This is a genomic window from Mesorhizobium sp. CU3 (assembly GCF_006442965.1).
Classification (GTDB): Bacteria; Pseudomonadota; Alphaproteobacteria; order Rhizobiales; family Rhizobiaceae; genus Mesorhizobium.
The window spans coordinates 55,935-79,603 of the sequence record NZ_VFWX01000024.1 but is presented as its reverse complement, the minus strand read 5'-3'; the positions used below and the strand labels follow the sequence as shown (position 1 = coordinate 79,603).

At 64.3% G+C, this 23,669-nt stretch carries 25 protein-coding genes; 10 read left to right on the top strand and 15 right to left on the bottom strand.

Annotated features, from left to right (window positions below):
* Positions 1-202: 202 nt before the first annotated feature.
* The 6 genes from pip to cysS all read right to left on the bottom strand — a co-directional run bounded on the left by pip (position 203) and on the right by cysS (position 4,580).
* Positions 203-1,168, bottom strand: a complete 966-nt coding sequence (gene pip, locus FJ988_RS28345) for a prolyl aminopeptidase (RefSeq protein WP_140822256.1) — start codon at positions 1,166-1,168, stop codon at positions 203-205.
* Positions 1,165-1,641: a GFA family protein gene (locus FJ988_RS28340; RefSeq protein WP_140822255.1), complete on the bottom strand. Its 477-nt coding sequence runs from the start codon at positions 1,639-1,641 to the stop codon at positions 1,165-1,167. Before FJ988_RS28340 ends, pip begins: the two co-directional genes overlap by 4 nt.
* 2 nt (positions 1,642-1,643) lie before the next feature.
* On the bottom strand, positions 1,644-2,129 hold the full coding sequence (locus FJ988_RS28335) for a GFA family protein (protein WP_140822253.1): 486 nt from the start codon (positions 2,127-2,129) through the stop codon (positions 1,644-1,646).
* A gap of 21 nt (positions 2,130-2,150) precedes the next feature.
* A complete protein-coding gene (locus tag FJ988_RS28330) occupies positions 2,151-2,537 on the bottom strand; it encodes a VOC family protein (protein ID WP_140822251.1) in 387 nt (128 codons plus the stop codon).
* Positions 2,534-2,926 carry an endonuclease domain-containing protein gene (locus tag FJ988_RS28325; protein ID WP_140822249.1) on the bottom strand — a complete coding sequence of 131 codons (393 nt, stop codon included), beginning with the start codon at positions 2,924-2,926 and terminating at the stop codon, positions 2,534-2,536. Before FJ988_RS28325 ends, FJ988_RS28330 begins: the two co-directional genes overlap by 4 nt.
* Positions 2,927-3,128: 202 nt before the next feature.
* Positions 3,129-4,580, bottom strand: coding sequence for a cysteine--tRNA ligase (gene cysS / locus FJ988_RS28315; RefSeq protein WP_140822247.1), 1,452 nt, complete (start codon positions 4,578-4,580; stop codon positions 3,129-3,131).
* Between the two features lie 393 nt (positions 4,581-4,973).
* Between cysS and FJ988_RS28310 the strand changes: the two genes are divergently transcribed.
* Entirely contained in the window at positions 4,974-5,129 is a 156-nt protein-coding gene (locus FJ988_RS28310) for a hypothetical protein (protein WP_140822245.1), read from the top strand.
* Positions 5,130-5,238: 109 nt separating this feature from the next.
* On the opposite strand, the gene FJ988_RS28305 is transcribed toward FJ988_RS28310, so the two are convergent.
* Positions 5,239-6,000, bottom strand: coding sequence for an SOS response-associated peptidase (locus FJ988_RS28305; protein WP_140822243.1), 762 nt, complete (start codon positions 5,998-6,000; stop codon positions 5,239-5,241).
* A 115-nt stretch (positions 6,001-6,115) separates the two neighbouring features.
* On the opposite strand from FJ988_RS28305, the gene FJ988_RS28300 reads away from it, so the two are divergent.
* The 4 genes from FJ988_RS28300 to FJ988_RS28285 all read left to right on the top strand — a co-directional run bounded on the left by FJ988_RS28300 (position 6,116) and on the right by FJ988_RS28285 (position 8,549).
* Positions 6,116-6,526 carry an NUDIX hydrolase gene (locus tag FJ988_RS28300; protein WP_140822241.1) on the top strand — a complete coding sequence of 137 codons (411 nt, stop codon included), beginning with the start codon at positions 6,116-6,118 and terminating at the stop codon, positions 6,524-6,526.
* A gap of 53 nt (positions 6,527-6,579) precedes the next feature.
* Positions 6,580-6,957 (top strand): TIGR02301 family protein, encoded by a 378-nt coding sequence (locus FJ988_RS28295; RefSeq protein WP_140822239.1) that lies wholly within the window; start codon positions 6,580-6,582, stop codon positions 6,955-6,957.
* Positions 6,958-7,316: 359 nt separating this feature from the next.
* Positions 7,317-7,574 carry a hypothetical protein gene (locus tag FJ988_RS28290; protein WP_040984202.1) on the top strand — a complete coding sequence of 86 codons (258 nt, stop codon included), beginning with the start codon at positions 7,317-7,319 and terminating at the stop codon, positions 7,572-7,574.
* Positions 7,575-7,775: 201 nt separating this feature from the next.
* Entirely contained in the window at positions 7,776-8,549 is a 774-nt protein-coding gene (locus FJ988_RS28285; protein ID WP_181183702.1) for a hypothetical protein, read from the top strand.
* Here FJ988_RS28285 and FJ988_RS28280 read toward each other — a convergent pair.
* The gene (locus tag FJ988_RS28280; RefSeq protein WP_140822235.1) at positions 8,546-9,877 is read right to left on the bottom strand and encodes a dihydroorotase; all 1,332 of its coding nucleotides are present in this window, start codon (positions 9,875-9,877) and stop codon (positions 8,546-8,548) included. The genes FJ988_RS28285 and FJ988_RS28280 overlap by 4 nt on opposite strands.
* Positions 9,878-9,954: 77 nt before the next feature.
* Between FJ988_RS28280 and FJ988_RS28275 the strand changes: the two genes are divergently transcribed.
* From FJ988_RS28275 to FJ988_RS28265, 3 genes are all read left to right on the top strand, one after another.
* Positions 9,955-10,818: a folate-binding protein YgfZ gene (locus FJ988_RS28275; protein WP_140822233.1), complete on the top strand. Its 864-nt coding sequence runs from the start codon at positions 9,955-9,957 to the stop codon at positions 10,816-10,818.
* Complete coding sequence (locus tag FJ988_RS28270) at positions 10,818-11,456, top strand: YfbR-like 5'-deoxynucleotidase (protein WP_140822231.1); 639 nt, start codon at positions 10,818-10,820, stop codon at positions 11,454-11,456. The genes FJ988_RS28275 and FJ988_RS28270 overlap by 1 nt, the downstream gene beginning before the upstream one ends.
* Before the next feature lie 65 nt (positions 11,457-11,521).
* Positions 11,522-13,663, top strand: a complete 2,142-nt coding sequence (locus FJ988_RS28265) for a bifunctional diguanylate cyclase/phosphodiesterase (RefSeq protein WP_140822229.1) — start codon at positions 11,522-11,524, stop codon at positions 13,661-13,663.
* Positions 13,664-13,672: 9 nt separating this feature from the next.
* Here the strand turns inward: FJ988_RS28265 and FJ988_RS28260 are convergent, their stop codons facing one another.
* Positions 13,673-14,590: a fatty acid desaturase family protein gene (locus FJ988_RS28260; RefSeq protein WP_140822227.1), complete on the bottom strand. Its 918-nt coding sequence runs from the start codon at positions 14,588-14,590 to the stop codon at positions 13,673-13,675.
* An 85-nt stretch (positions 14,591-14,675) separates the two neighbouring features.
* Here FJ988_RS28260 and FJ988_RS28255 point away from each other — a divergent pair, with 85 nt between their 5' ends.
* Together FJ988_RS28255 and FJ988_RS28250 are read left to right on the top strand one after the other, a co-directional pair.
* Positions 14,676-15,596 (top strand): LysR substrate-binding domain-containing protein, encoded by a 921-nt coding sequence (locus FJ988_RS28255; RefSeq protein WP_140822225.1) that lies wholly within the window; start codon positions 14,676-14,678, stop codon positions 15,594-15,596.
* Positions 15,589-16,056: a RidA family protein gene (locus FJ988_RS28250; protein WP_246688682.1), complete on the top strand. Its 468-nt coding sequence runs from the start codon at positions 15,589-15,591 to the stop codon at positions 16,054-16,056. The genes FJ988_RS28255 and FJ988_RS28250 overlap by 8 nt, the downstream gene beginning before the upstream one ends.
* A gap of 34 nt (positions 16,057-16,090) precedes the next feature.
* On the opposite strand, the gene FJ988_RS28245 is transcribed toward FJ988_RS28250, so the two are convergent.
* The 6 genes from FJ988_RS28245 to FJ988_RS28220 form a co-directional block, all read right to left on the bottom strand.
* Entirely contained in the window at positions 16,091-16,363 is a 273-nt protein-coding gene (locus FJ988_RS28245) for a DUF3303 domain-containing protein (protein ID WP_140822223.1), read from the bottom strand.
* A 192-nt stretch (positions 16,364-16,555) separates the two neighbouring features.
* Positions 16,556-18,019 (bottom strand): RimK family protein, encoded by a 1,464-nt coding sequence (locus tag FJ988_RS28240; RefSeq protein ID WP_140822221.1) that lies wholly within the window; start codon positions 18,017-18,019, stop codon positions 16,556-16,558.
* 4 nt (positions 18,020-18,023) lie between these two features.
* Entirely contained in the window at positions 18,024-19,121 is a 1,098-nt protein-coding gene (locus FJ988_RS28235) for a GNAT family N-acetyltransferase/peptidase C39 family protein (RefSeq protein WP_140822219.1), read from the bottom strand.
* 208 nt (positions 19,122-19,329) lie between these two features.
* Complete coding sequence (locus FJ988_RS28230) at positions 19,330-20,124, bottom strand: anti-sigma factor (RefSeq protein WP_140822217.1); 795 nt, start codon at positions 20,122-20,124, stop codon at positions 19,330-19,332.
* A complete protein-coding gene (locus FJ988_RS28225; protein WP_140822215.1) occupies positions 20,121-20,639 on the bottom strand; it encodes an RNA polymerase sigma factor in 519 nt (172 codons plus the stop codon). The genes FJ988_RS28230 and FJ988_RS28225 overlap by 4 nt, the downstream gene beginning before the upstream one ends.
* A 140-nt stretch (positions 20,640-20,779) precedes the next feature.
* Positions 20,780-23,569, bottom strand: a complete 2,790-nt coding sequence (locus FJ988_RS28220) for a DUF2339 domain-containing protein (RefSeq protein WP_140822213.1) — start codon at positions 23,567-23,569, stop codon at positions 20,780-20,782.
* Between the last annotated feature and the right edge of the window lie 100 nt (positions 23,570-23,669).

Below are 23,669 nucleotides of genomic sequence, written 5' to 3'. Positions count from 1 at the left end.
TCGAAAAGCCGCGATCCTTCGCGCCCCCCTCTGCCCTGCCGGGCATCTACCCCACAAGGGGGGAGATCAGACCGCGCTTCCGCTTTCGCCAATCTCCAGCGTTGCAGGAGAAGCGGCAGGGCCGAAGCTGCCAATCTCCCCCCTTGTGGGGGAGATGTCCGGCAGGACAGAGGGGGGCGCCGTAGAGCACGAACCTGCATGGTCATTTACCCGCGAACCTGTCCGTTGCCCGGATCAACTGATCGAGAATCCCAGGCTCCGAATAGGCGTGCCCGGCGCCTTCGATCAGGTGGAAATCCGCCTTCGGCCAGGCCTTGTGCAGCGCCCAGGCGTAGTGCGCCGGGCACGGCATGTCGTAGCGGCCGTGAACGATGGTGCCGGGGATGTCCTTCAGCTTCCAAGCATCGCGCAGCAGTTGCCCCTCCTCCAGCCAACCGGCATGGACGAAATAATGGTTTTCGATGCGGGCGAAAGCGACGGCATAGTCGTCCTGGCCGAAGGGCGTGCTGGTCTCGGGTTCCGGCAGCAGCGTGATCGTCTCGCCTTCCCACAAGCTCCAGGCGAGCGCCGCCTCGAGCTGCGCCTTGCGGTCGGAGCCGACCAGCCGCTTGCGATAGGCGGCCATCATGTCGCCGCGCTCGGCCTCGGGGATCGGCGCCAGGAACCGCTCCCACTTGTCGGGGAACATCTCGGAGACGCCGAACTGATAGTACCATTCGAGCTCGGCGCGGGTCAGCGTGTAGATGCCGCGCACGACCAGTTCGCTGACGCGTTCGGGATGCGTCTCGGCATAGGCGAGCGCCAGGGTCGAGCCCCAGGAGCCGCCGAAGACCAGCCACTTTTCGAAGCCCGCCATCTCGCGCAGCCGCTCGATATCGGCGACGAGGTGCCAGGTGGTGTTGGCCTCGAGCGAGGCGTTGGGAGTGGACTTGCCGCAGCCGCGCTGGTCGAACAGGATGACGTCGTAAAGCTTCGGGTCGAACAGCCGCCGGTGTTTCGGTGAGATGGTGCCGCCCGGGCCGCCATGCAGGAAGACCGCCGGCTTGGCGCCCCTGGTGCCGGAGCGTTCCCAGTAGATGGTGTGGCCGTCACCGACATCGAGCGTGCCCGACTCGAAAGGCTCGATCTCGGGATAGAGCGTGCGCAAGGAAGTGCTGTGGACAGTCATAGTTTCAGGCCCTGTTGCGGCCAGTTGGCCGTCTCGTGATCGGGATGCTGGAAGGAGATGATCTGCTCCTGCTTACGGTAATAGTCGGGGTCGTCATGGACCGGCGCCACGAAAATCTTCTCCACCCAGGGCAGCCGCACCGCGTAGTTGACCTGTATCTGCGGCGCAAGGTCCGAGCGGTCGTCGAAAGCGCCGATGGCGATCTCGAGCGACCCCGGCTGTCGGTAGGTCAACGGCGTGCCGCAACGGGCACAGAAGCCGCGATCGATGTTGACCGAGGACTGGAAATAGCTCGGCTCCTCATGGGTCCATTCGACGCCGTCCTTCGGCACCGTCACCAGCGCGCCGAAGAAGGAGCCGAACTGTTTCTGGCACATGCGGCAATGGCAGATCGAGGGGCGCCCGAGCTTGCCGTGCACGCGAAAGCGCACAGCGCCGCACTGGCAGCCGCCGGTCCTTATGTCTTCGGTCATGGTCATTTCTCCGGCGGCCATTGTTCAGTGTCGTGATCTGGATGCTGATAGGAGACGAGCTCGGCCAGATAAGGCGCCGAGCCGACATCGGCCATCGTGTCCTCGCCCGGCAATCGCGGAATGGAATCGACGTATGGCAGTTTTGCTTCCGTGCCCCATTGCACAGTCGGGGCGATGCCGGTCGGATCGTCGAAAGCGGCAATGGCCAGCGCCATGCCGTCCGGCGCTTCAAAGGTCAGCGGCGTGCCGCATTCGGCGCAGAAGCCGCGCCAAGCCGCGCTGGAGGAGCGGAAGCGCTTCGGCTCGCCTCGCGTCCAGTCCAGCCTGGCGCCACGCACCGAAACCAGCGGCAGATAGAAATTGCCGCTCGCCTTCTGGCACATGCGGCAATGGCAGATCGAGGCATCGCCGAGCGTGCCCTCGACGCGAAAGCGCACGGCGCCGCACTGGCAGCCGCCGGTATAAATCGGCCGGTTGTCTAGGCTCATGGCGCGCTCCGGATCATGTGTTCACTCAGGGTCATGGCAGACCGCCTCGACATTGTTGCCGTCGGGATCGAAGACGAAGGCGCCGTAATAGTTGGGGTGGTAGTGCGGGCGCAGGCCCGGCCCGCCATTGTCTTTGCCGCCGGCGGCAAGGGCTGCGGCATGAAAAGCGTCGACCTCGGCGCGGCTGCGCGCGGTGAAGGCGACATGCTGTTGGGTCCTCGGCTCCTCGGTGCTCGCCTGCAGCCAGAACACCGGCCGGTCGCGGCCATAACCGCCGACCTTGGCGCCGCCGGTGTATTCTTCCGGCACCATATAGAGCAGCGAGGCGCCGAGCGGCGCCATCACCTTGTCGTAGAAAGCTTTCGAGGCTTCGAAGTCGGCGACGTTGATGCCGAGATGGTCGATCATGGGACAAGCTCCTCCAGTGGTGGCGCATCGGCCAGCCCGGCCACGATGACGATGTGCTGGCAGACATTGTCGATATCGCGGATGACGTCGTCGTTCCAGAAGCGCAGGATGGTCCAGCCTAGCGCTTCAAGCTGCGCAGTTCGCGCGGCGTCAGACGCCGATATCTCAGGCGAAGCATGTTGCGATCCGTCCAGTTCGACGATCAACTTCTTGCTGGGGCAGGCAAAATCGACGATGTAGCCCGCTATCGGCATCTGACGCCTGAACGCCATTCCCATCAGCCTATCAGCACGCACCTCATTCCAAAGTTTCAGCTCGGCATCGGTCATCGCTTTGCGCATCTTGCGCGCATTGCCGCGATTGGCCGGAGATACACGATGATGGGTCATCGCGAGGCCCCCCTCTCTGCCCTGCCGGGCATCTCCCCCTCAAGGGGGGAGATCAGCAGCTTCGCCGACGGCGCCCAATCTTCAACGTCGGCGATTGGCGAAAGCCCGCGTGGCATCCAATCTCCCCCCTTGAGGGGGAGATGTCCGGCAGGACAGAGAGGGGGGCCTCGCTCAAACCTCTCCATCATGAGAGCATCCAGCCTCACCGCTTTATCTCCCAGGTCGTCACGCGCTCACCCGTGACCGCGTCCTTCCCGTCTTTCAACTGCACGCCCTGCGCCAGCAACTCATCGCGAACCCGATCCGCCTCGGCCCAGTTCTTGGCCGCGATCAGCGCAAGCCGATCCGCGATCGCCTTGCCAACCGCTTCCTCGTCCACGGCCGTCGCGCCGACGTCGAAGCCAAGGAACGCGAGCGCCGCCTTCAGTGACGCGGCAGGTGCATTCTCGCCGGCACCACCGAACTCGCCCGCTTCGCCGGCGAGCTGCGTCAGGCGTTGGAACGCCGTGTAGGTGGCGAGGTCGTCGGACAGCGCCTCCACCACTTCGGCCGGCGGTTCCTTCGCCGCCGCGGGCGCAAGGTCGGCGGCGCGCTTCCATTTGCGCAGGGTGTTTTCCGCTTCCTCCAGCTTGCGCACGGAGAAATCGATCGGCTCGCGGTAATGCGTCATCAGCATTGCCAGCCTGAGCACCTCGCCCGGCCAGGTGCGGCCGCCAAAGGTCTTCGTCTCCAGCAGTTCGTGGATCGAGTAGAAATTGCCGAGGCTCTTCGACATCTTCTGGCCCTCGACCTGCAGGAAGCCGTTGTGCATCCAGATGTTGGCCATCACCTTGGTGCCGTGAGCGCAGCGCGACTGGGCGATCTCGTTCTCGTGGTGCGGGAAGATCAGGTCGAGGCCGCCGCCATGGATGTCGAAGACCTCGCCGAGATAGGCGGCAGACATGGCCGAGCATTCGATATGCCAGCCGGGACGGCCCCTGCCCCAAGGGCTTTCCCAGCCGGGTTCCTCGGGCGAGGACAGTTTCCACAGCACGAAGTCGCCGGGGTTCTTCTTGTGCGCGTCGACGGCGATGCGGGCGCCGGCCTGCTGTTCGTCGAGATTGCGCTTCGACAATTCGCCATAGTCGGGCATCGAGGCGGTGTCGAACAGCACCTCGCCGCCGGCGACATAGGCGTGGCGGCGCGCGATCAATTGCGCAATCAGCGTCAGCATGTCGGCCTTGCCGTCGGCGCGGGGCGCGACGAACTCGGTGGCGCGCGGCTCGTAGGTCGGCTCGAGGCAGCCGAGGGCGGCGACATCCCGGTGGTACTGGTCGGCGGTCTTTTCGGTGACCTTGCGGATGGCGTCGTTGAGCGACAGTTTTCCGGCCGCGATGTCGTCGCCGAAGTCACGCAGCGCGCGCGCGTTTATCTTGTCGTCGACATCCGTGATGTTGCGCACATACGTGACATGCGTTTGCCCGTACACTTGGCGCAACAGACGGAAAAGCACGTCGAAGACGATCGCCGGACGCGCATTGCCGATATGGGCAAAGTCGTAGACGGTCGGGCCGCAGACATACATGCGCACATTCAACGGATCGATCGGAACGAACGGTTCCTTCGCCCGCGTCAGCGTGTTGTAGAGGCTGAGGCCCTTCGATGCGTCAGACATGCGGTCCCGGTCCTTGGTTTGGGTTCACTGGAACCGGGTCCGCGCCGAAGGCGCAAATCAGGCTCCAGCCTGCTGGCCGGGGCGTTTTTTCCGATCTGGGGAAAGATGAGGCGAAAACGTCCGGACCAGCGCGAGGCTAGCCAATAATGCAGATGCCACAAATGGCGAAAGACGTTTTCATGGGCGGCTTTATCGCCTTCGACGGTGTTGCCGTCAAGTCGCTCACGTCAGGAAAGATGTCGCTGGATCACAGGTAAAGACGGGACGAAACATTTTATTAAACATGTCGGCACAGTGATGAAACATTCGCCGGCTAGACCGCCACCACGTCACGATTTGGTCCGAATCGACCGGCAAACGCTGAACACGAAACCGTTACCAGGGAAGAGAAAGATGTCACGAAGCAAACAAGAACAGGCCCGACAAACGCAGCCCGCACTGGCCAACCACTACCGCGCGATCGGCCCGGCGGCCATCGTCGCTGCCCTTCTTCACACCGCGAAGAAGAAGAAGCCGGCGCAGAAGATCGTTTCGCCGCGCGCTGCCTGACAGAGCACGGCCGGCACCGGTCCCCAATGGGGACGCCGGCGATGAGGGCGCCTGTGAGCGCCCTGGAGATGACGGCCCCTAAGCAGCCTTTCGAGGCTAGCAGCCTTCGCTAGAACAAGCTCATCTGGTTGTCGTCCGCGCCGGGTCTCTGGCGCCTGGGCTTTTCGGCTTGCGGCTCGACTATGCCGCGTTCCTGAATCTCCGGCCCGGTGTTGGCGACTTTGTTGACGAGGTCGGAAACCGGGATCGCCTCGAAGAAATCGGGCTCGGCCGGCTTCAAGAGATCGAGCACATCGCGCGGCTCCTGCGTGCGGCAATCCAGCCAGCGGGCGAAATCGCGCTCGTCGATCACCACCGGCATGCGGTCATGGATATGGGCGATGGCGGTATTGGCCCGTGTCGTGATGATGGCGCCGGTGTCCATCTCGGAGCCGCCCGGCTCGGAGAAAGTCTCGATCAGGCCAGCGAAGGCGACCATGCCGCCGCGCCGCGGCCGGATCCAGTAAGGATGGGCTTTGCCGCCGCCACCTTGCTGCCATTCGTAGAAGCCGGAGGCCGGTACAAGCGCGCGGCGATGGCGCATGGCGGTCTTGAACGAGGCCTTTTCCAGCACGCCTTCCGAGCGGGCGTTGATCAGCAGCGGAAATTCCCGCGTGTCCTTGACCCAGGCCGGGATCAGCCCCCAGCGCAGCAACATCGCCTGGCGGTCGGGCAGATTGGAGCCCGGCTCGCGTGGCGGACCGGCAAGCGCCATCAGCACCGGCTGCGTCGGCGCGATGTTGTAGCGGGCTGGGAATTCCTCCAGCTCGGCCAAGCCGAGGAAGGCGGCGGTCTGGTCCGGCGTGGCGGTCAGGGCAAAGCGTCCGCACATGGATCGGGCTCTTCGGTTGTCGCCCGGTGAAAGTGGCGATGGAAGCGCGGCACCGCAACGGCTAAAGCTTGATCGGGCCGATCGGTCCACAACAGGCTGCAGGAAACATCCGTCCATGGAACCGCGCAAGATCGTCCCCGCCGTTTCCGTCGCCGTCGTGCGCGGCAAGACGGTGCTTCTGGTCAAGCGGGCGCGGGCGCCGTCGCAAGGCCTTTATGCCTATCCCGGCGGCAAGGTCGAACCGGGCGAAACGTTGGAACAGGCTGCCGCCCGGGAATTGCTGGAAGAAACCGGGCTCGAAGCGACGGGATACCGCCCCCTGCGCGACATCCATATCGACGGCAGTGGCGAGAACCACGCTGTCGACTATCTGCTGACGGTGTTCGGCGCCGCCTATGCCGGCGGCGAGCCGGTGGCCAGCGACGACGCCGAGACGGCCGCTTTCTACACGCTGGCGGATATGGCCGACATGCCGCTTGCCGGCGACGTGTTTTCGGTGGCGGAGGAATTGCTGGGGCCTGGCTAAGCGCCCGCAAGAATCGCCTTGCGGGCAACAGAATGTTTGGTCACAAAGCCCCCATGAACCGCGCCTACCCAGTCCTTGCTGCGTTCCTTGCCATCAGCATCGCTGTTTCGGCGCGCCCGGCGCTCACCGCCGAGGCGCCGTTCGAGCCCGGTTTGATGCGGCTCGCCGAAGTGCTGGGGTCGCTGCATTTCCTGCGCAACCTCTGCGGCGAAAAGGGCGACCAGTGGCGGGGCGAGATGGAAAAGCTGCTCGAATCGGAGAACCCCGATCCCGAGCGGCGCGCCCGCTTCATCGCTTCGTTCAATCGCGGCTATCGTTCCTTCAGCGGCACCTACACGCAATGCACGCCTTCGGCGACGGAAGCCATTGCCCGCTATATGCGGGAAGGCGAAACGCTGTCGCGCGACATCGCCTCCCGCTACGGCAATTGACGCCGGACTCCGGCAGTCTCGGCATCTACGACTATTTTCTGGCGATAATCGGTGCCTGTGTGACGTGCCTTATTGTCTCTTGTCCCGCTATGGTGCAATCATGTGTTGCACTTACGCAACAGTATTAATGAAACGTTAGCACGCAATTGTGGAATTAACTCAAACTGAAGGTTTTGATGCCGCAAGCCGGTCTAATGGTCTAAGCTCGAAACCAATTGAGAGCAGTCTCACTCACTTCGTAGGTATTGACCCTAAAAATGTCGTATTTACAATAACTTAATCGAGACTGCGGACGGAACTGACAGGTCGAGCCCGATCCATCCTCCCCGGATCGAAGCTGACAAAAGGTGGAAATCGCAATGGAACATGGTGTCAGCGACATCGACGCGTTGGTCAGGGAAGAAAAGCGCCTGACCGCCGTGGAAAGCCACAGCGAAGCCTGGGCCGAAGGCCTGTCCGCCGGCATCGAACCGGAAATCATCGCCGAGGCAGCGCTTGAAACCGCTTTCGGCGAGATGCTGCGCGCCAATGGCGAGACTTCGGCGCTCGCGCTCCTCGACCGGATGCGGGAAAAGGTGATCGCCGGCGCCTTCGAGCCGGAGCGGCTGAAGCACTAGTGCGTTTCACGGAAACGGTGAAACGCCCTATCTCTTTGTTTTTACGCAATTCCGGACGGAAAACCGCTCATACTTGTCCTGGAATTGCTCTACCACCTGTTTCGATAGCTATCTTTTGACGAAGGCCCGCCATTTGGGCATCATGCCGGTGCGCTTGAACCGTTCGAAGCGCCGGGCCCGATAACGATTGAGAGGCAAGCGGTGAAATTTTCGATGTCAGGCCGGCCACGCGGGCTGGCCCTCAACATCTTGACCGCCGCCTGCTGCCTTGCGTTGCCTCTGTGTCTTGTCAGCACGCCCAGCTACGCATTGAGCGAGATCCAGCGGCAGGACCTGCCCTCGCCGGCCACCCCTCCCGCCACGACCGCGCCGGGAGCAACCGTGCCGATGCCGAAGGCGCCCGGCAGCAGGCCATCGGACCAGCCGGCCGACGACACCGACAAGAGCGAGCCCGATGCGCCGCCCAATGGCGGCATCACCAGCCCGCGCGCCGATCCGGACGTGCCGCCGCCGCCCGTCGTCTACGACCTCAACACGCTGCCCGAGCCGGTCAAGCGCATGCATGGGCTGCTCATCGAGGCCTGCAAGACCGGTGATATCGAAAAGCTCCGGGCGCTGATCGGCACCGGCGATGCCATGACCCAATTGTCGCTCGGCGACATCGACGGCGACCCGATCACCTTCCTGAAAGGTCTCTCCGGCGACGGCGACGGCCAGGAAATCCTCGCCATCCTGGAAGAAGTGCTGTCGGCCGGCTACGTCCATGTCGATACCGGCACGCCGCAGGAGCTTTACGTCTGGCCGTATTTCTTCGCGCTGCCGCTCGACAAGCTCGACGCCAGGCAGCGCGTCGAGCTGTTCAAGCTGGTGACCGCCAGCGACTACGACGATATGAAGCAGTTCGGCGCCTACATCTTCTACCGCGTCGGCATCACGCCGACGGGGCAGTGGCTGTTTTTTGTGGCTGGGGATTAGACCGGCAGCGCCTCGGAAAACTCCACTGCCCTGCCCTGTCCGGGCGTGACGATCTCGCCTTCCCACATGACGCGCGTGCCGCGCACGATGGTGCCGACCGGCCATCCGGTGACTGGCTTGCCGTCATAGGGCGTCCAGCCGGCCTTGGAGCCGGCCTGGGCGTTGGTGATGGTCTCGCGGCGCTTCATGTCGACGATCGTGAAATCGGCGTCGTAGCCGGCGGCGATGCGGCCTTTCCTGGCCATGCCGAAGATGCGCTGCGGGCCATGGCTGGACAGGTCGACGAAGCGCTGCAGCGTCAGCCGGCCGGCATTCACATGGTCGAGCATGATCGGCACCAGCGTCTGCACGCCGGTCATGCCCGACGGCGAGGCTGGATAGGGTTTTGCCTTCTCGGCCAGCGTGTGCGGCGCGTGGTCGGAGCCGAGCACATCGACGATGCCTTGCGAGATGCCGTGCCACACGCCGTCGCGGTGGCGCGGGGCGCGCACCGGCGGGTTCATCTGGATCAGCGTACCGAGCCTCGCATAGTCGTCGGCCGTCAGCGTCAGATGGTGCGGCGTCGCCTCGCAGGTGGCGACATCCTTGTGCTGCTCGAGGAAGGTGATCTCCTCGGCTGTCGAGATGTGCAGGACATGGATGCGCGCGCGGGTCTGCCTGGCGATGCGCACAAGGCGTTCGGTGCAGCGCAGTGCCGCGATCTCGTCGCGCCAGACCGGGTGTGACGACGGATCGCCCTCGACGCGTTCGCCAAGCCGCTCGCGCAGGCGGAACTCGTCTTCCGAATGGAAAGCCGAGCGGCGGCGGGTGTTGCGCAGGATCGAGGCGACGCCCTCGTCGTCCTCGACCAGCAGGTCGCCCGTCGAAGAGCCCATGAAAACCTTGATGCCGGCCGCGCCTGGCAGGCGTTCCAACTCGCCGACATCGCCGGCATTGTCGCGCGTGCCGCCGACCCAGAAGGCGAAGTCGCAATGCATGCGTCCGGTGGCGCGCCGCACCTTATCGGCAAGCGCGGCCTCGCTGGTGGTCAGCGGGTTGGTGTTGGGCATTTCGAAGACGGCGGTGACGCCGCCCAGCACCGCGGCGCGCGAGCCCGTCTCCAGGTCTTCCTTATGCTCCAGCCCCGGCTCGCGGAAATGCACCTGGCTGTCGACCACGCCCGGCAGGATGTGCAGGCCCTTGCAGTCGATGGTCTCGCCGGCCGAAGCCTGGCCGAGATCGCCGATGGCCGCAACGCGGGCTCCCCTGACGCCAATGTCGCGAAAACCCTCGCCGTCATGGTTGACCACCGTGCCGCCTGTCAGGATGAGGTCGAAGGTGGTTGCCATGGGCAGGTCCAATCTCTTGCGGGGGGAGTGTGGCCGGCTTACGTAATGACCGACCATTTTGCAAGATCAGGCCGCCCATGCCCTTTGCCCAGCTCGACGACCGCGCGCTCATTTCCGTCTCCGGCCCGGATGCCGAGCATTTTTTGCAGAACATCCTCACCACCGATCTCGACGCGCTCGGGCAGGGCGAGGCCAAACCCGGCGCGCTGCTTTCGCCGCAGGGCAAGATCCTGTTCGATTTCCTCATTTCCCGCGCCGGCGAGAATGGTTTTCAGCTCGAATGCCGGGCCGACATCGCCGACGATTTCGTGCGCCGGCTGATGCTTTACCGACTAAGGGCAAAGGCGGAGATTGCCAAGCAGGATCAGGTGCTTGTCACCATCGCATGGGATGATGATTCAAGCGCTTCACTTCCTGATTCAACCGCGCTTGCCGACCTGCGCTTTCGCGATATCGCGGTCAAGCGTTCTTATGACATTGCGGCAAAGGTCGGGAGTGACACTGATAGCTGGTTGGCTCTGCGCATCGCCAATGGCATTGCCGAAAGCGGTTCCGATTACCAGCATGGCGACGCCTTCCCGCATGACGTGCTGCTCGACGAGACGGGCGGCGTCGGCTTCAAGAAGGGCTGCTATATCGGCCAGGAAGTGGTCTCGCGCATGCAACATCGCGGCACCGCGAGGCGGCGCGTGCTGATCGTTTCGGCCGATGGCCCCCTGCCCGCTCCGGGAACCGAGTTGACCGTCGCCGGACGGCCGGTCGGCACACTGGGCTCGGTCAATGGCAGGACCGGCCTCGCCATCGCCCGCATCGACCGCGTCAAGGCGGCGCTCGATGCCGGCGAGGCAATCTTGGCGAACGGAGTTCCGGTGACTCTCGCCATTCCGGCCTGGGCGAAGTTCTCCTTCCCGCAGGACGCGGTCAGCGCGGAGGAGGCCTGATGGCGGCCGACCGCGCCGGGGCGCCGCCGCGCGCCTGGCAACGCATGCTGTCGGGACGGCGGCTCGATCTGCTCGACCCCTCGCCGCTCGACATCGAGATCGCCGACATCGCGCACGGGCTTGCCCGCGTCGCCCGCTGGAACGGCCAGACCAGCGGCGACCATGCCTTTTCCGTCGCGCAGCATTCGCTGCTGGTCGAGGCGCTCTATGGCGAACTGGCGCCCCAAGCTTCGGCCGAGGCGCGCCTAGCGGCGCTGCTGCACGACGCGCCGGAATATGTCATCGGCGACATGATCTCGCCGTTCAAATCGGTGATGGGCGGTTCCTACAAGGATTGCGAACTCAGACTGCAGCGCGCCATCCATCTGCGCTTCTCGCTACCGGCCGAGCTCGCCGCCGCCCTTCGCAAGGACATCAAGCGTGCCGACCAGATCGCCGCCTATTACGAGGCGACGCTGCTCGCCGGCTTCTCGGCGGCGGAGGCGACCGAGTATTTCGGCCGCCCGCGCGGCTTTTCCGCCGACCGCTTCGACTTCACGCCGCGCTCGGTAACCTGGGCGCAAGCGGCGTTCCTCAGGCGGTTCAAGACGCTCGAAAGCAAGCGCAAGTCGTTTCTGGCCGTGAATAGTTTGTTGTAAAAGAACGCTAAATTAACCTGCGACCGTGACAGTATCGCGTTCGGTCACGGTCGGCAGGCGCGCTCATGCCCGTCTCTCATCTCAAGGCTGGTTCGGCTGCCGGCAGGCGAAAAGCTTCCGGCACCGGTCCCGCGCGCCTCATAGCCGAAGAATTGCGCGCCCAGAACGAGCGGTTTTCCGCCGCGGTAGAGAACATGTCGCATGGGCTGTGCATGTTCGACGCCGACGAGCGCATGATCATCTGCAACCGCAACTATCTCGATATCTTCTGCCTCGACGCCAAGGTCGTGAAGCCGGGTATACGCTTCTTCGATATCCTTCAGCACAGCGTCGATATTCAAATCGCCTCGCAAAGTGCGGAGGAACTCTACGCCATCCGCAAGCCATACATTGATGGCGCAAGACCCTCGACCTATGAGGAGACTTTGTCGGACGGCCGCGTCATCGTCATTTCGCACCGGCCACTGGCTGTCGGCGGCTGGGTTTCGATCTATGAAGACGAGACCGCGCAGCGGCGCGCCGAGGTGGAGCTGAAGGAACAGCACAGGCTGTTCGACGCGGCTTTAGCCAACATGTCGCAAGGCCTGTTGATGTACAGCTCCGAAGGCCGGCTGATCGTGCGCAACCAGCGCTTTCTCGACCTGTGCAACGGCAAGGCGTCGGATTTCGCGCTTGGCATGACGCATCGCCAGATGCTGGAGACGCTGGTCCGCCTTGGCATCTTCGTGCCCATCGATATCGATGCAGAGGTGGCAAAGACCAAGGCGACGCTGGAAGCCGGCCAATCCCGATCGAGCCATCGCGAACTGATCGACGGCCGCACGCTTTTCGTTTCGCGCCAGCCGCTTGCCGGCGGCGGCTGGGTGGCGACCTTCGAGGACGTCACGGAGCGCCGGCGCACCGAAGAGCGCATGACGCATCTTGCGCATCACGACACGCTGACCAACCTGCCCAACCGCTCGATGTTCCGCGAGCGTCTCGACCAGGCTCTGACTGGACCAAGGGTCGCGCCGATGGCGATCTTCTCGGTCGACCTCGACCGCTTCAAGGCCGTGAACGATACGTTTGGGCATCCGGCCGGAGACTGGCTGTTGAAATGCGTGGCCGAGCGTTTGCAGCTCTGTCTGCGCAGCGAAAACGATGTCGTGGCGCGCTTCGGCGGCGACGAATTCGCCATCGCGCAGTTCGACATAAAATGCACGGCCGATGCCGAAAAGCTCGCCAAACGCATCGTTGAGGTGGTCGGCAAGCCCTATCGCGACAAGGGCCGCGAGATGCATGTCGGCGTCAGTCTGGGCATCGCGCTCTATCCCGGCGACGGCGCGGATGCCGACACGCTGCTCACCAATGCCGACCTTGCGCTCTACCGGGGCAAGAGCGAAGGGCGCAATGTCTACCGCTTCTTCGAGCCGGACATGGATGCGACGGCACGCGAGCGCCGCGCGCTGGAGGCCGACCTCGATGTCGCCCTGTCGAAACGCGAGTTCGAGCTCGACTTCCAGCCGATCCTCGACATCGCCTCGGGCGAGGTCGTCGGCGCCGAGGCCTTGATGCGCTGGCGCTCGCCGGCGCGCGGCCTGGTGTCGCCGGAGAACTTCATTCCCGTGGCCGAAGAGACGGGGCTGATCGTGCAACTCGGCGACTGGGCTTTGCGCAAGGCCTGCAGCGCCGCGGCGGGCTGGCCCCGGGACATCCGCATCGCCGTCAACGTCTCGGCGGCGCAGGTCAAGAGCGGCGGCTTCGCGCGCAGCGTGATCTCGGCGCTGGCTCATTCCGGCCTGCCTGCCGCCCGGCTGGAGCTGGAAATCACCGAGACGGTGATGATGGATGAAAGCGACACTGTGCTGAAGACGCTCAGCCAGTTGCGCGGGCTCGGCGTGCGCATCGCGCTCGACGATTTCGGTACCGGCTATTCCTCGCTCGGCTATCTGCGACGCTTCCCGGTCGACAAGATCAAGATCGACCGCTCCTTCATCCACGATCTCGACAGGCGCGACACGGCGGCGATCGTGCGCACGGTGATCGGGCTCGGCGTCGAACTCGGCATCACCGTCACCGCTGAAGGCGTAGAGACCGAGGCGCAGCTCGACATGCTGCGCAAGGCCGGCTGCGGCGAGGCGCAGGGCTATCTGATCGGCATGCCGGCAAAAGCGGCGGACGTCACCCGGCTGCTGCATTCGCAGGCGCTGCTGCGCCAGTCGGCCTGACGTCGCCGGTCAGTGAAGCGTCTCGATGTACTTCTCGTGGAAGCTGACATAGCCGGGCTCGACCACTTTGAGATGGCGCTCGACCAGCTTGTGGAACTCAGGCAGTTGATGGAACGGCACACCGGGATAGGCGTGATGCTCGGCGTGGTAGGGCATGTTCCAGGCGAGCTTGCGCACGAACCAGTTGGTCAGCGTCGTGCGGGTGTTTTCCAGCATGTTCGCGACGAAGGGGCAGCGGCCGTGCTCGGCGAGCAGATAAAGCCGTAGGAAGGGCTGGCCGAGCAGCGCCGGCACGATCCAGACGGTGAGCAGCACCGTCGCCTTGAACCAGACGGCGAGCGCCAGCAAGACCAGATAGAAAGCGATCATCGCGCGCGCCTCGGCCTTTACTTTCGGCAGTCCCTTTGGCGGCACGTAGCTGTCGCGGCAGCGCCCCATCGCGTTAGTGTAGAGCGTTAAGAAATGCCCGCGCCAAACCGGCAGGCCGGAGACATGGACGATGTATTGCCGCACCGTCTCCGGCTTTGGGAAGGCGAGCTCCGGATCGTTGTCAGGGTCCTGGGTGAAGCGGTGATGGGCAAAGTGGAAATAGCGGAACCAGTCCGCCGGCAGCGCGATCGCCAGGCTACAAAGCCGCGCGACGGCATCGTTCAGCCACTGGGTTTCGAAGGCGGTCCGGTGCACCGTCTCATGCAGCAGCGTGAACAGGAAGACGATGAGGATGCCCTGCGGCAGCATCAGCACCGGCCAGTAAGGCACTTTGGCCGCAATCAGCGCGCCGAGAAAGATGATCGCGCCGAAATCCAGGCCGAACTGGATGAGGCCCGGCGCATCGGACTTGCCGGTCAGTCGGCTGCGCTGCTCATTGGTCAGCGAGGCGATGATTTGGCGGTGGTCGACGGATTCGGCGTGATCGATTGTGCTCATGGCGCGACCGTACTGCGAAAATAAACCTTTCGGAAAACGAGTATTTCTGCAAAATAGATAAGCTGAACTTATCTATTGGCATCACATGGCCGCCCTTCCCTCCTTACGCGGACTTCAAGCCTTCGAGGCTGCCGCGCGCACCGGCAGCTTTGCCGCGGCGGCGGACGAGCTGTCGGTGTCGGCGGCGGCGGTGAGCCAGCTCATCCGCACCGTCGAGGAGCAGCTCGACCGCAAGCTGTTCCACCGCGTCAACCGGCGCGTGGTGCTGACCGAGGCCGGTGTCGAGATGCTGCCCAGGCTCACCATGGCCTTCCAGGAGATCGGCAGCGTCGCACGCGATGTCGGCGGCGACGCCTTCCGCCCGCGCCTCGTCATCTCGGTGCCGCCCTCCATGGCGATGGGCTGGCTTTCCGAGCGGCTCGCCGGCTTCGTCGCCGGCCACGGCGCCGCCGACATTTCGCTCAGGGGCGACGACGATCCGGTGCCGTTCGACCGCGAGCTGATCGACATCCGGCTCTCCTACGGTCCGCATTATCGCGAACATCCGACCGAGGAGATCGTTCGGGACGCCGTCTATCCGGTCTGCGCTCCGAAGCTCGCCGGGAAGATCAAGCCTGGAAGCGAACCGCTCGTTGGCCTGCCACTGATCCACACCGACTGGGGTCCGACCGGCGCGTCCTTCCCGTCCTGGCGCAACTGGTTCGAAGCGGCGGGCACCGAGCCAGGCCGGACGGCGCAGCGCGGCCTGTCGGCCAACTCGTCGCGGGCAGCGCTAGATCTCGCCGTTTCAGGTCTGGGCGTGGCGCTGGCGCAAGGCATCTATTGCGCGCAGACACTCGAGGATGGCAGGCTGGTCCGGCCCGTGGCCCGATCCGTGGTGCTGCGCCAACCCTATTGCCTGACTATCCCCGAACGCAGCGCAAGACGCGACGTTGTGGCGGCCTTCCGCGAATGGCTGATCGAGGAATGCCGGAGCGCAATCAGGTCGCCGGCGCTCGGTGCCTGACAAGACCGGTGATCGCCAGCGCGGCGACCACAAAGGTCTATTTCAGTCGAACAAGCAGGAGATTTTTATGTCGCTTGAGCTCATCAACCCAGACGATCTGCCGGTTCCGGAGATGTACACGCAGGTTGTCGTCGCGACGGGATCCAAGCTGGTCTTCATCTCAGGTCAGCAGCCCGAAGACATACACGGCAAGCTGGTCGGGCAGGGAGATTTTGCGGCGCAAGCCCGCCTTGCATTCGGCAATCTCGGCCGAGCGCTCAGGGCGGCAGGCGCACGGCCGGACCAAGTCTGCAAGATCACGATCTACATCGTGGACTATGACCGCGATAAACACCTTCCGATTCTCGAAGACGCGCAGATTTCGGTGTTTGGAGATCACAAACCGGCGAATGTGATAATCGGGGTAGCCGTAATGTCCCCAGGCTACCTGATTGAGGTCGATGCGATGGCGGTCATTTAAGGCGGAGCACCGACCCTACGCGCCATGAATTTCTTCAAAGATGCCTGGCCAGCGCCGCGACCATGTCCTTGTTGGTCGCCACCGGGACGATCTCGAACTCGACCAGGTCGTTCCACTCGATCGCCCAGCGCTGCAGGATCGTGACGTCATCGGTCTCGACCAGAAGGAAGCAGCGGCTCATGTCACCGGCGATCCAGCTATGATGGACGACGAGTTCGTCGGGCTTCAATCGCCCCTTGTCGTTAAAGCGTCGGTAGATCTCCTTACGATCGCAGCCACGGTAATCCTCGATTACGAAAAACAGCATTCTGTTCCCTCGGTTTGGGAACTGTGGAATTGGGGAATTGGGGAATTGAGGAATTGAGGAACTGAAGAACTGGAGAATGGAGCGGCTAGGGGAGCCATCCATTCTCACATCCTCACATCCTCACATCCTCATATCCTTCCTCAATTCTTCAGTTCCTCAATTCCCCAGTTCTCCAGTTCCCCTATCCGCCCGCTACTTGTCCGGCCGCTCCAGGCGATTCAGGAACCACTGCGTCAGCCGCACCCACAGCTCGTCCTTCTCGCCGGAATCCTCCCAGCCATGGTCGAGATTGGGGTTGTCGTTGACCTCGATGACGAAAACGCCATCCTTGGTCTCCTTGAGGTCGACGCCGTAAAGACCGTCGCCGATGCACTTGGCTGCCTTGACCGCCGTCTCGACGACATGCGGCGGCGTCTGCTTCAGCGTGAAGGTCTTTATGCCGCCCTGGTCCGGCTTGCCGTTGGCCTTGTGGTTGACGATCTGCCAGTGCTTTTTCGCCATCAGATAGTGCACGGCAAACAGCGGCTGGCCGCCCAGCACGCCGACACGCCAGTCATATTCGGTGGGGATGAATTTCTGAGCGATCAGAAGATCGGAATCCTCCAGCCACTCGGTCGCGAGCTTGGTCAGCTCGGCCAGGCTCTCGCATTTCTTGACGCCGCGCGAGAAGGAGGAATCCGGGATCTTCAGCACCAGCGGGAAGCCCAGCGTCTGCGCCGCCAGCTCGAAGTCGGAGGTGCCGGCGATCATCACCGTCGGCGGCACCGGCACCTTGTTGTAGGTCATCAGCTCGTTCAGATAGACCTTGTTGGTGCAGCGGATCATCGACAGCGGGTCGTCGATCACCGGCATGCCTTCCTGCTGGGCGCGGCGCGCGAAGCGGTAGGTGTGGTTGGAGATCGAGGTCGTTTCGCGGATGAACAGCGCGTCGTAATTGGCGAGCTTGGCCAGATCCTTCCTGGTGATCGGCTCGACCTCGACGCCCATCTTCTCGGCGATCCTTGCCCAGTAGCGCAGGGATGAGATTTCCGAGGGCGGCAATTCCTCATGCGGATCGACCAGCGTCGCGAAGGTATAGCGCGCCGGCGTGCGGCCCTTGGTGTCGCGCCATTCGCGGTTTGTGTAGGTGTCGAGGCACTGCAGGAAGAATTTTTCTTCTTCCTCGCTCATGCGCGCCAGCGGCAGGAAACCGATCTTGCGGATCGAAGCCCATTCGGCGCTGTCCTTGATGTGGACCTCGAGCGCCGGCGCCCGGAACCAGTCGAAGAGCAGCCTGGCGAAACGATCCCAGACCTTCGAGGGGCCGATGCCGAAGAAGATGGCGACCTTCCCCGGGAAAACACCGCCTAGATCCTTGCGGCACTTGTTCAGGGCGAGCTCGAGCTCGGGCAGCGCATGCTCGTAGAGCTTGCGCTCCGACAGGTCGATCATCGTCTCGACCGTGGGGATCACCCTGTGGCCGCGCGAGCCGGCAAGCAGCGAGGCATAGTAGCCCCGGCTCTGATAGCCGTAATTGTTCGACAGGTTGATCACCTTCGGCCGCTGGCCGCTGAATAGCGCCGGATGGGCGAGATAGTCGCGGTTGGTGATGATCTTGTGGGGCGTGGCCACCTGATCGATGTCGTTCTGCCTGCCCGTGAGGATAACCCAGGTCATTGTCTCAGCGTTTTCCCAGAGTGATGGCGGCCCGCAACCCGTCGCGGCCGAACTGCGCCATATTCATGAAAATGTCGTAGGGCACTGGAATGTTCGCGGCATCGAGAATTGTTTCCTGCCTCTCATCCTCGACCCATGGGTCGTGGATCAGGATATGGTCGCCGTCGTCGCCGATGGCCAGCACCCAATGCGGCACTTTCTTGCCGAACATCAGGAAGCCGCTGACCAGTACCACGACCAGCTTGCCCTCACCCAAGGCTGAGCGGATGTCGTCGATGCCGAAGGGGCGATAGTTGACGGGGATGCCGTAGAGCTCGGCGCGGCGGCGGAAATCGACCTGGGCGAGTTCCATCACCCTGCGCTTGTCCTCGCTCCTGACCGATTGCAGGAACAGCGCGCCGTAGAAGGAAACGAAGATCTCCGCCCCGAGCCCGCTCTCGTAGCCGGCGACGGCAAGGCCGAAAGGTTCGCAGCCGCCTGGGCCCGACATCATGAAGACGGTGGTCGCCTCGCGCCACAGGCGGATTTCCATCACCGGATCGGGGACGAAGCCAGAATCGAAATTGGCCATCGCCATCATAAGGCAGCACGGGCCGCAGGTGAACTCGCAGGTCTGCTGGTAGAACGGCACCTCGGTCGCCGTCGGCGTGTCGCCGCGCAGCGTCTTTTCGTAGCGCAGCGCGGTGGCGCCATCCTCGTAGTAGTCGGGCTCGCGACCGATCTTGCGATAGCCGGCCTGTTCATAGATGCGGATGGCGCGGTCATTGTCCTCGCGCACTTCGAGACGCAGCAGCAGCCGGTCGTGCTCGAAAGCCGCCTCCTCGGCGGCGTCCAGCAATTGGCGACCGATGCCAAGCCGGCCGAAGAACGGACTGACTGCGATGGAATAGAGCCGCGCCACGCCGCTGCCCTTGCGAAACAGCACCACCGCGTAGCCGGCGACGCGGCCGTCGTTTTCGGCCACCAGCATCTTGGCCGTCTCGCGCTCGATCAACTGACGAAAGGAACGGCGCGACAGGCGATCGCTGGTGAAAACAGCCTTCTCGATGGCGGCGAGGTCATCGACGTCTGACGCGCGGGCCTTGCGGATCTCGGCAGGCATGCGGGCTTGGGAGAACCTCGATTGGATTTGCGGAAAACGGCCCCGGTCAAAAGCGGATAGCGACCGAAACACCACTATCCCATCAAGCGCTATCGCTCCTTGAATAGGGCCGAATTGTGACAGGTTCCGCCACGGCGAGAAAGCGTGAAATGTTTGAACAGGATTGCGGTTTCGAGGCGAAGCCGGCAGCGCAAAAAGCGCAGCCGGTTCAGCTCGATATGCCGGCCAGAAGCTGGCCGTATGCGCTCTTGGCGACCGCCGACAGGCGCTCGGGCGGCAGCGAGCCGACGACGGCGCAGGCATAGCCCTTGTCGAGCCAGTAGACCGCCTCCGGTCCGCCGGTCTCGGCCATATAGGTGCCCTTCGCTGTCTCGGCAGATTCGGCGGTGACGAAGAGCGAGATACGCTCGCCCTTGGCGTCTTCGTAGAGCAGCATCGCCGCCTTGCCCTGGCTGCCCGCCGGCAGCAGCCGGCCGCCGACAAGTTCAAAGCCCTCGGACGCCAGATCCGGCGCCACCAGCTTCAGCCCCACGCGGTTCGACAGCCAGGTCTGCAGATGATCCTTGTCGCTTGCCGGCACTTCGACAGCGTGGCGCTTCTCCGCGGCATAGATGACATGGGCGGCGATCGCCTGCTCGGCGATCTGGTCGTCGTCATTATCCGTTTTGCCGATGCCGTCGATGCCGGCGACATAGCCGCTCAACCCGCCGACCGCCAACACCACGGCAGCGGCGGCCGACAGCCACCAGCGCGAGCGCCAGGCAGTTGCCTTGACCGACGTCTCGCCGAGGAGCGCTTGGCGCAGCCTGGCCGGCACGGGCTCGTCCAGCACGCCGGCAAAGGCCGAGCGAAGCGCTGCCCGATCGGCGGTGTAGCGCGCGGCCTTGGCCTTCATCTCGGCATTGGCTTCCAGCCAGGCGTCGTAGGCCATGCGTTCCTCGCCCGGCAATTCGCCGTCGAGGGCCATGTGGATATCGCGTTCGGAGAAATCGCGGCGGGTCATTTCTCAACAATCCTGATCGAGCGTCGGCGCGCCGAATCGTCGAGCAATCCACGCAGTTCCTCGCGGCCGCGCGCGATGCGCGACATCAGCGTGCCGGCCGGCACGCCAAGAATGTTGGCGGCCTCGGCGTAGGAAAAGCCCTCGATGGCGACCATCACCAATGCCGCGCGGCGATCGGGGCTGATCGCCTGCAAGGCATCCATGATCTCGCGCGAGGCGATGGTCTCGACCTGATCGGCGGGTGCGGCTTGGGCTTCACCGGCTTCGAGAGGCAGGATCGCCGCCTCGCCGCGCCGGTTGACCTTGCGCATCTGGTCGATGAACAAGTGATGCATAATCGTAAACAGCCACCTCCGGGGGCTTTCTCCCGTCTGCCAGTTGTCGAGCCGCATCAGCGCCCGTTCCAGACAGTCCTGGACAAGGTCGTCGGCGGAATCGCGGTCGCGCAACAGCGAGCGCGCGTAGCGCCGCAACCGCGGTATTTCGCTCAGGATCGCTGCCTTCTTGTCGTCCATGACCGCTTGTTTCGAGGTCGCTTTCCGTCCCGATAAAACGCGCGTTGCCGGCGCGGCGCAAGCAGTCAGCGCGAAGCGGCGCATCCGCTCCGGTTGCCCAAGCGATGAGATAACGCCAGCCGATGGGGATTTATTCCCGGCTATCCAGTTGTTTCCTGCGGGGTTTCGACTTTTTCCCTCGCCGCCCGCGTCAGCAGCCGCTGGTAGAACAGACCGATGCCGATCAGCACGGCGCCGAGGCCGATGAAGGAGAGCGCGCGCAGCACGCCTTCCAGCTCCGACATGTCGAAGAGGAAGACTTTCAGCACCGCGGTGGCGATCAGCGCGGCCGAGGCGATGCGCAGCACCTGCGATTTCAGCCAGACGCCGGCGGTGAGCAATGCGACGCCGATGACCAGCCAGAGCGCCGAATAGGTGTAGGTCTCCAGTTGGCCAAGCCCGCTCCACAGCGCGATGAACTCGCCCTTGAACAGGCGGCGCACCGACAGCGTGGCATAGGCGAAGGCAAGCAGCGCGGCGACCAGCGCCAGCATCGCGGCATACCATTTCGGGCGCTTGTCGCGGACATAGAGCGCCAGCGCGCCGGCGGCAATCGCCGGCAGCAGATAGGCCAGGAACAGAAGGTTGAAGACCGGGATCGTGCCGGTCGATTCATCCGTCAGCAGCGGGTTCAGCACCACGAAATGCTGGACGGCGATGAAGCCGGCCGAGGCGACACCGGCCGCCATTGAGCCATAGCGCAGCACCGAGCTCGGTGAGCGCCTGTCGAGGGCGACCAGGATGGCGCCGGCGCCGAGCGCGATCAGCGTGTAGATCGCCTGTTCGGCAAGCGTCACCGTGCCGGTATCGATGACGCCGCCATGCATGGCGTGACGCACCAGCATGGCAATGGTGAGCAGCGCGAACAGCGCCGATGCCGCCTCCATGGCGAGGCGCGGCCTGCCGTCGGTGGTGCGGGCGAGTTGCCAGCCGGCGAAGCCGAAGGCCAGCGCCGGCACGCCGTAACCCAGCAGCAGCCAGTTGAACACCGGCGTTTTCGACAGCGCCGCCGCGCCGACAATGGTCGGGTCGAAGGCGACGCGGCCGATCACGGCGACAGCGGCACCCACCGCGATCCAGCCTAGTATCGGATAGGAGCGCCAACGCGTCGCCAGCGCCGGGACGACGGCCGCGGCGCCGAGCAGCACGGTGGTCCAGCCGGAGCCGAAGGCCATGTGCAGCATCAGGAGGCCGGCAAGGCCGGCGCCGGCAAGCGCGAAGGACACGGCCGGCCCGCCGCCGAGCGGCGGTTCTTCGCCGCGCGCAATCCATTCGCCGCCGGCCGCGAATGCGAGCAGCAGGAGCAGTGCCGGCAGCGCATAGCCGAGGTCGCGGTCGATATCGCCGAAGGTGAGCCACAGCGCCGTCAGCACAACCAGCGGCACGACCACGCCCCAGGCCGTCCAGCAGGCCGCGCGCATCGGGGCAAGGACAACAAAACGGCGCGCCGCCCAGAAGCCGGCCGCAAGGAAGACCAAGGCGAGCACGATGCCGATGCGGAACGTCAGCGCGCCGGGCGAAGCCAGCGAGTGGGCGTCGAGGCCGACATCCAGCGCATCGGCACCGACGGTGGTGGGCGGGATGATGCCGAGATAGATCATCGCCGTTGCCAGGCCGGCAGCGAAGACTACGGGCATTGCGCGCGGCCGGTAGAGCGCAACGGCGACCAGCGCAACCAGCAGCACCGCGCCGTGCAAGCCATCGCCTGCCGGGGCAAAGACCGGATCGACCGACAGGCCAAGCGCGCACAACGCAATGAAAAGACCAGGTACGATCGAGGGCCAGTCGAAACCGGGCTCGGCATCGTCGCGTCCGGCGAGCCAGAGGAAGGCCAGCACGGCGAGCGTGGCCAGGCTGATGAACAGGATGGCGGCGAGGTTCGCGGCCGGCGCATCGCTCATGTAAAGGATAGTCCAGATGCCGCAGCCGGCGAAAGCCACCGCGACCAGCACCTTCCAGTCGCGGATGCGCGCGACGGCGGCCGTCGCGGCAAGTACTATGGCCAGATAGACGAACAGCGCCCATGGGTTTGGCGCCTCGGAGGAAACCAGCGCCGGCGTGACCATGGCGCCGACAAGGCCGATGCCGGCTAGCGCCAAGCCATGCACGAGGGACGCGGCAATGGCCGCCACGCCTATGGCTCCGAGCAGACCAAACGCTAGCGCCGGGCCGATGAAGCCGTAGATGCCATGCGCGGCATAGACAGTGCCGAACAGGATGAAAGCGCCGGCCCCAGTCAGGATCGCCGGGATATAGGCGCCGGCGGCGCCCTGGACCGGCACCTTGAAGCCGGTGCGGCGGATGAATTCGGCGCCGGCAATCAGCACAAGGCCGAGGATAGCGGCCATAGTGAGCCGCACGCCGGGACCGAAAATGCCGGCTTCGATGGTGTAACGGATCAGGAACAGGCCGCCCAGCGCCAGCGCGATGCCGCCGACCCAGACCGCCCAGCGCGTGCCCAGCGCCGTTTCGACGTCGGACCGGCTTGCGGCTTTCTCGGCGGCCTCGGATCGGGTGAACGCCGCTTTGGCCTCGGCTGAAAGTTCCGGCACCGGCTCGGCTTTGCCGGGCTCAGCGGCGCCTGCCGCTGCCGCCTCGCCTTTTTTCCAGGGTCCGGCTACGATCTCGGCTTCGGCGGCCGTTGCCGCCTCCGGCTCGGACGCGATCGCCTGAGTCGCTGGCGCGGCGGCGATCGCCACGGCTTCTCCCGCGTCCTTCGACACGCCCTCGGCGATCGCATCCGGCTTGGGTGCGGGCAGTGCTGCGCCGGAAAGCACCAGGCTGCGCAACGCGCCCAGCTCGCGCTCGACCAGCGCAATGCGGTTCTGCTGGCGCGAGACGATGACGAACAAGGCGATGACGGCGGCAATCGCGATCAGGCTGAAAAACATGGCGGTTTCCCCTCAAAACCGAACCAGTTGTCGCCGGCAAATACGGCAATGAGACGGCTATCCAAATCAGCGCTTTGCCGGCTGGTAAGATCGAGCATGT

What these genes read in the sequence shown, in the direction of transcription:
- pip (WP_140822256.1), bottom strand. Translation starts at nt 1,168, where the DNA reads ATGACTGTCCACAGCACTTCCTTGCGCACGCTCTATCCCGAGATCGAG.
- FJ988_RS28340 (WP_140822255.1), bottom strand. Translation starts at nt 1,641, where the DNA reads ATGACCGAAGACATAAGGACCGGCGGCTGCCAGTGCGGCGCTGTGCGC.
- FJ988_RS28335 (WP_140822253.1), bottom strand. Translation starts at nt 2,129, where the DNA reads ATGAGCCTAGACAACCGGCCGATTTATACCGGCGGCTGCCAGTGCGGC.
- FJ988_RS28330 (WP_140822251.1), bottom strand. Translation starts at nt 2,537, where the DNA reads ATGATCGACCATCTCGGCATCAACGTCGCCGACTTCGAAGCCTCGAAA.
- FJ988_RS28325 (WP_140822249.1), bottom strand. Translation starts at nt 2,926, where the DNA reads ATGACCCATCATCGTGTATCTCCGGCCAATCGCGGCAATGCGCGCAAG.
- cysS (WP_140822247.1), bottom strand. Translation starts at nt 4,580, where the DNA reads ATGTCTGACGCATCGAAGGGCCTCAGCCTCTACAACACGCTGACGCGG.
- FJ988_RS28310 (WP_140822245.1), top strand. Translation starts at nt 4,974, where the DNA reads ATGTCACGAAGCAAACAAGAACAGGCCCGACAAACGCAGCCCGCACTG.
- FJ988_RS28305 (WP_140822243.1), bottom strand. Translation starts at nt 6,000, where the DNA reads ATGTGCGGACGCTTTGCCCTGACCGCCACGCCGGACCAGACCGCCGCC.
- FJ988_RS28300 (WP_140822241.1), top strand. Translation starts at nt 6,116, where the DNA reads ATGGAACCGCGCAAGATCGTCCCCGCCGTTTCCGTCGCCGTCGTGCGC.
- FJ988_RS28295 (WP_140822239.1), top strand. Translation starts at nt 6,580, where the DNA reads ATGAACCGCGCCTACCCAGTCCTTGCTGCGTTCCTTGCCATCAGCATC.
- FJ988_RS28290 (WP_040984202.1), top strand. Translation starts at nt 7,317, where the DNA reads ATGGAACATGGTGTCAGCGACATCGACGCGTTGGTCAGGGAAGAAAAG.
- FJ988_RS28280 (WP_140822235.1), bottom strand. Translation starts at nt 9,877, where the DNA reads ATGGCAACCACCTTCGACCTCATCCTGACAGGCGGCACGGTGGTCAAC.
- FJ988_RS28275 (WP_140822233.1), top strand. Translation starts at nt 9,955, where the DNA reads ATGCCCTTTGCCCAGCTCGACGACCGCGCGCTCATTTCCGTCTCCGGC.
- FJ988_RS28270 (WP_140822231.1), top strand. Translation starts at nt 10,818, where the DNA reads ATGGCGGCCGACCGCGCCGGGGCGCCGCCGCGCGCCTGGCAACGCATG.
- FJ988_RS28265 (WP_140822229.1), top strand. Translation starts at nt 11,522, where the DNA reads ATGCCCGTCTCTCATCTCAAGGCTGGTTCGGCTGCCGGCAGGCGAAAA.
- FJ988_RS28260 (WP_140822227.1), bottom strand. Translation starts at nt 14,590, where the DNA reads ATGAGCACAATCGATCACGCCGAATCCGTCGACCACCGCCAAATCATC.
- FJ988_RS28255 (WP_140822225.1), top strand. Translation starts at nt 14,676, where the DNA reads ATGGCCGCCCTTCCCTCCTTACGCGGACTTCAAGCCTTCGAGGCTGCC.
- FJ988_RS28245 (WP_140822223.1), bottom strand. Translation starts at nt 16,363, where the DNA reads ATGCTGTTTTTCGTAATCGAGGATTACCGTGGCTGCGATCGTAAGGAG.
- FJ988_RS28240 (WP_140822221.1), bottom strand. Translation starts at nt 18,019, where the DNA reads ATGACCTGGGTTATCCTCACGGGCAGGCAGAACGACATCGATCAGGTG.
- FJ988_RS28235 (WP_140822219.1), bottom strand. Translation starts at nt 19,121, where the DNA reads ATGCCTGCCGAGATCCGCAAGGCCCGCGCGTCAGACGTCGATGACCTC.
- FJ988_RS28230 (WP_140822217.1), bottom strand. Translation starts at nt 20,124, where the DNA reads ATGACCCGCCGCGATTTCTCCGAACGCGATATCCACATGGCCCTCGAC.
- FJ988_RS28225 (WP_140822215.1), bottom strand. Translation starts at nt 20,639, where the DNA reads ATGGACGACAAGAAGGCAGCGATCCTGAGCGAAATACCGCGGTTGCGG.
- FJ988_RS28220 (WP_140822213.1), bottom strand. Translation starts at nt 23,569, where the DNA reads ATGTTTTTCAGCCTGATCGCGATTGCCGCCGTCATCGCCTTGTTCGTC.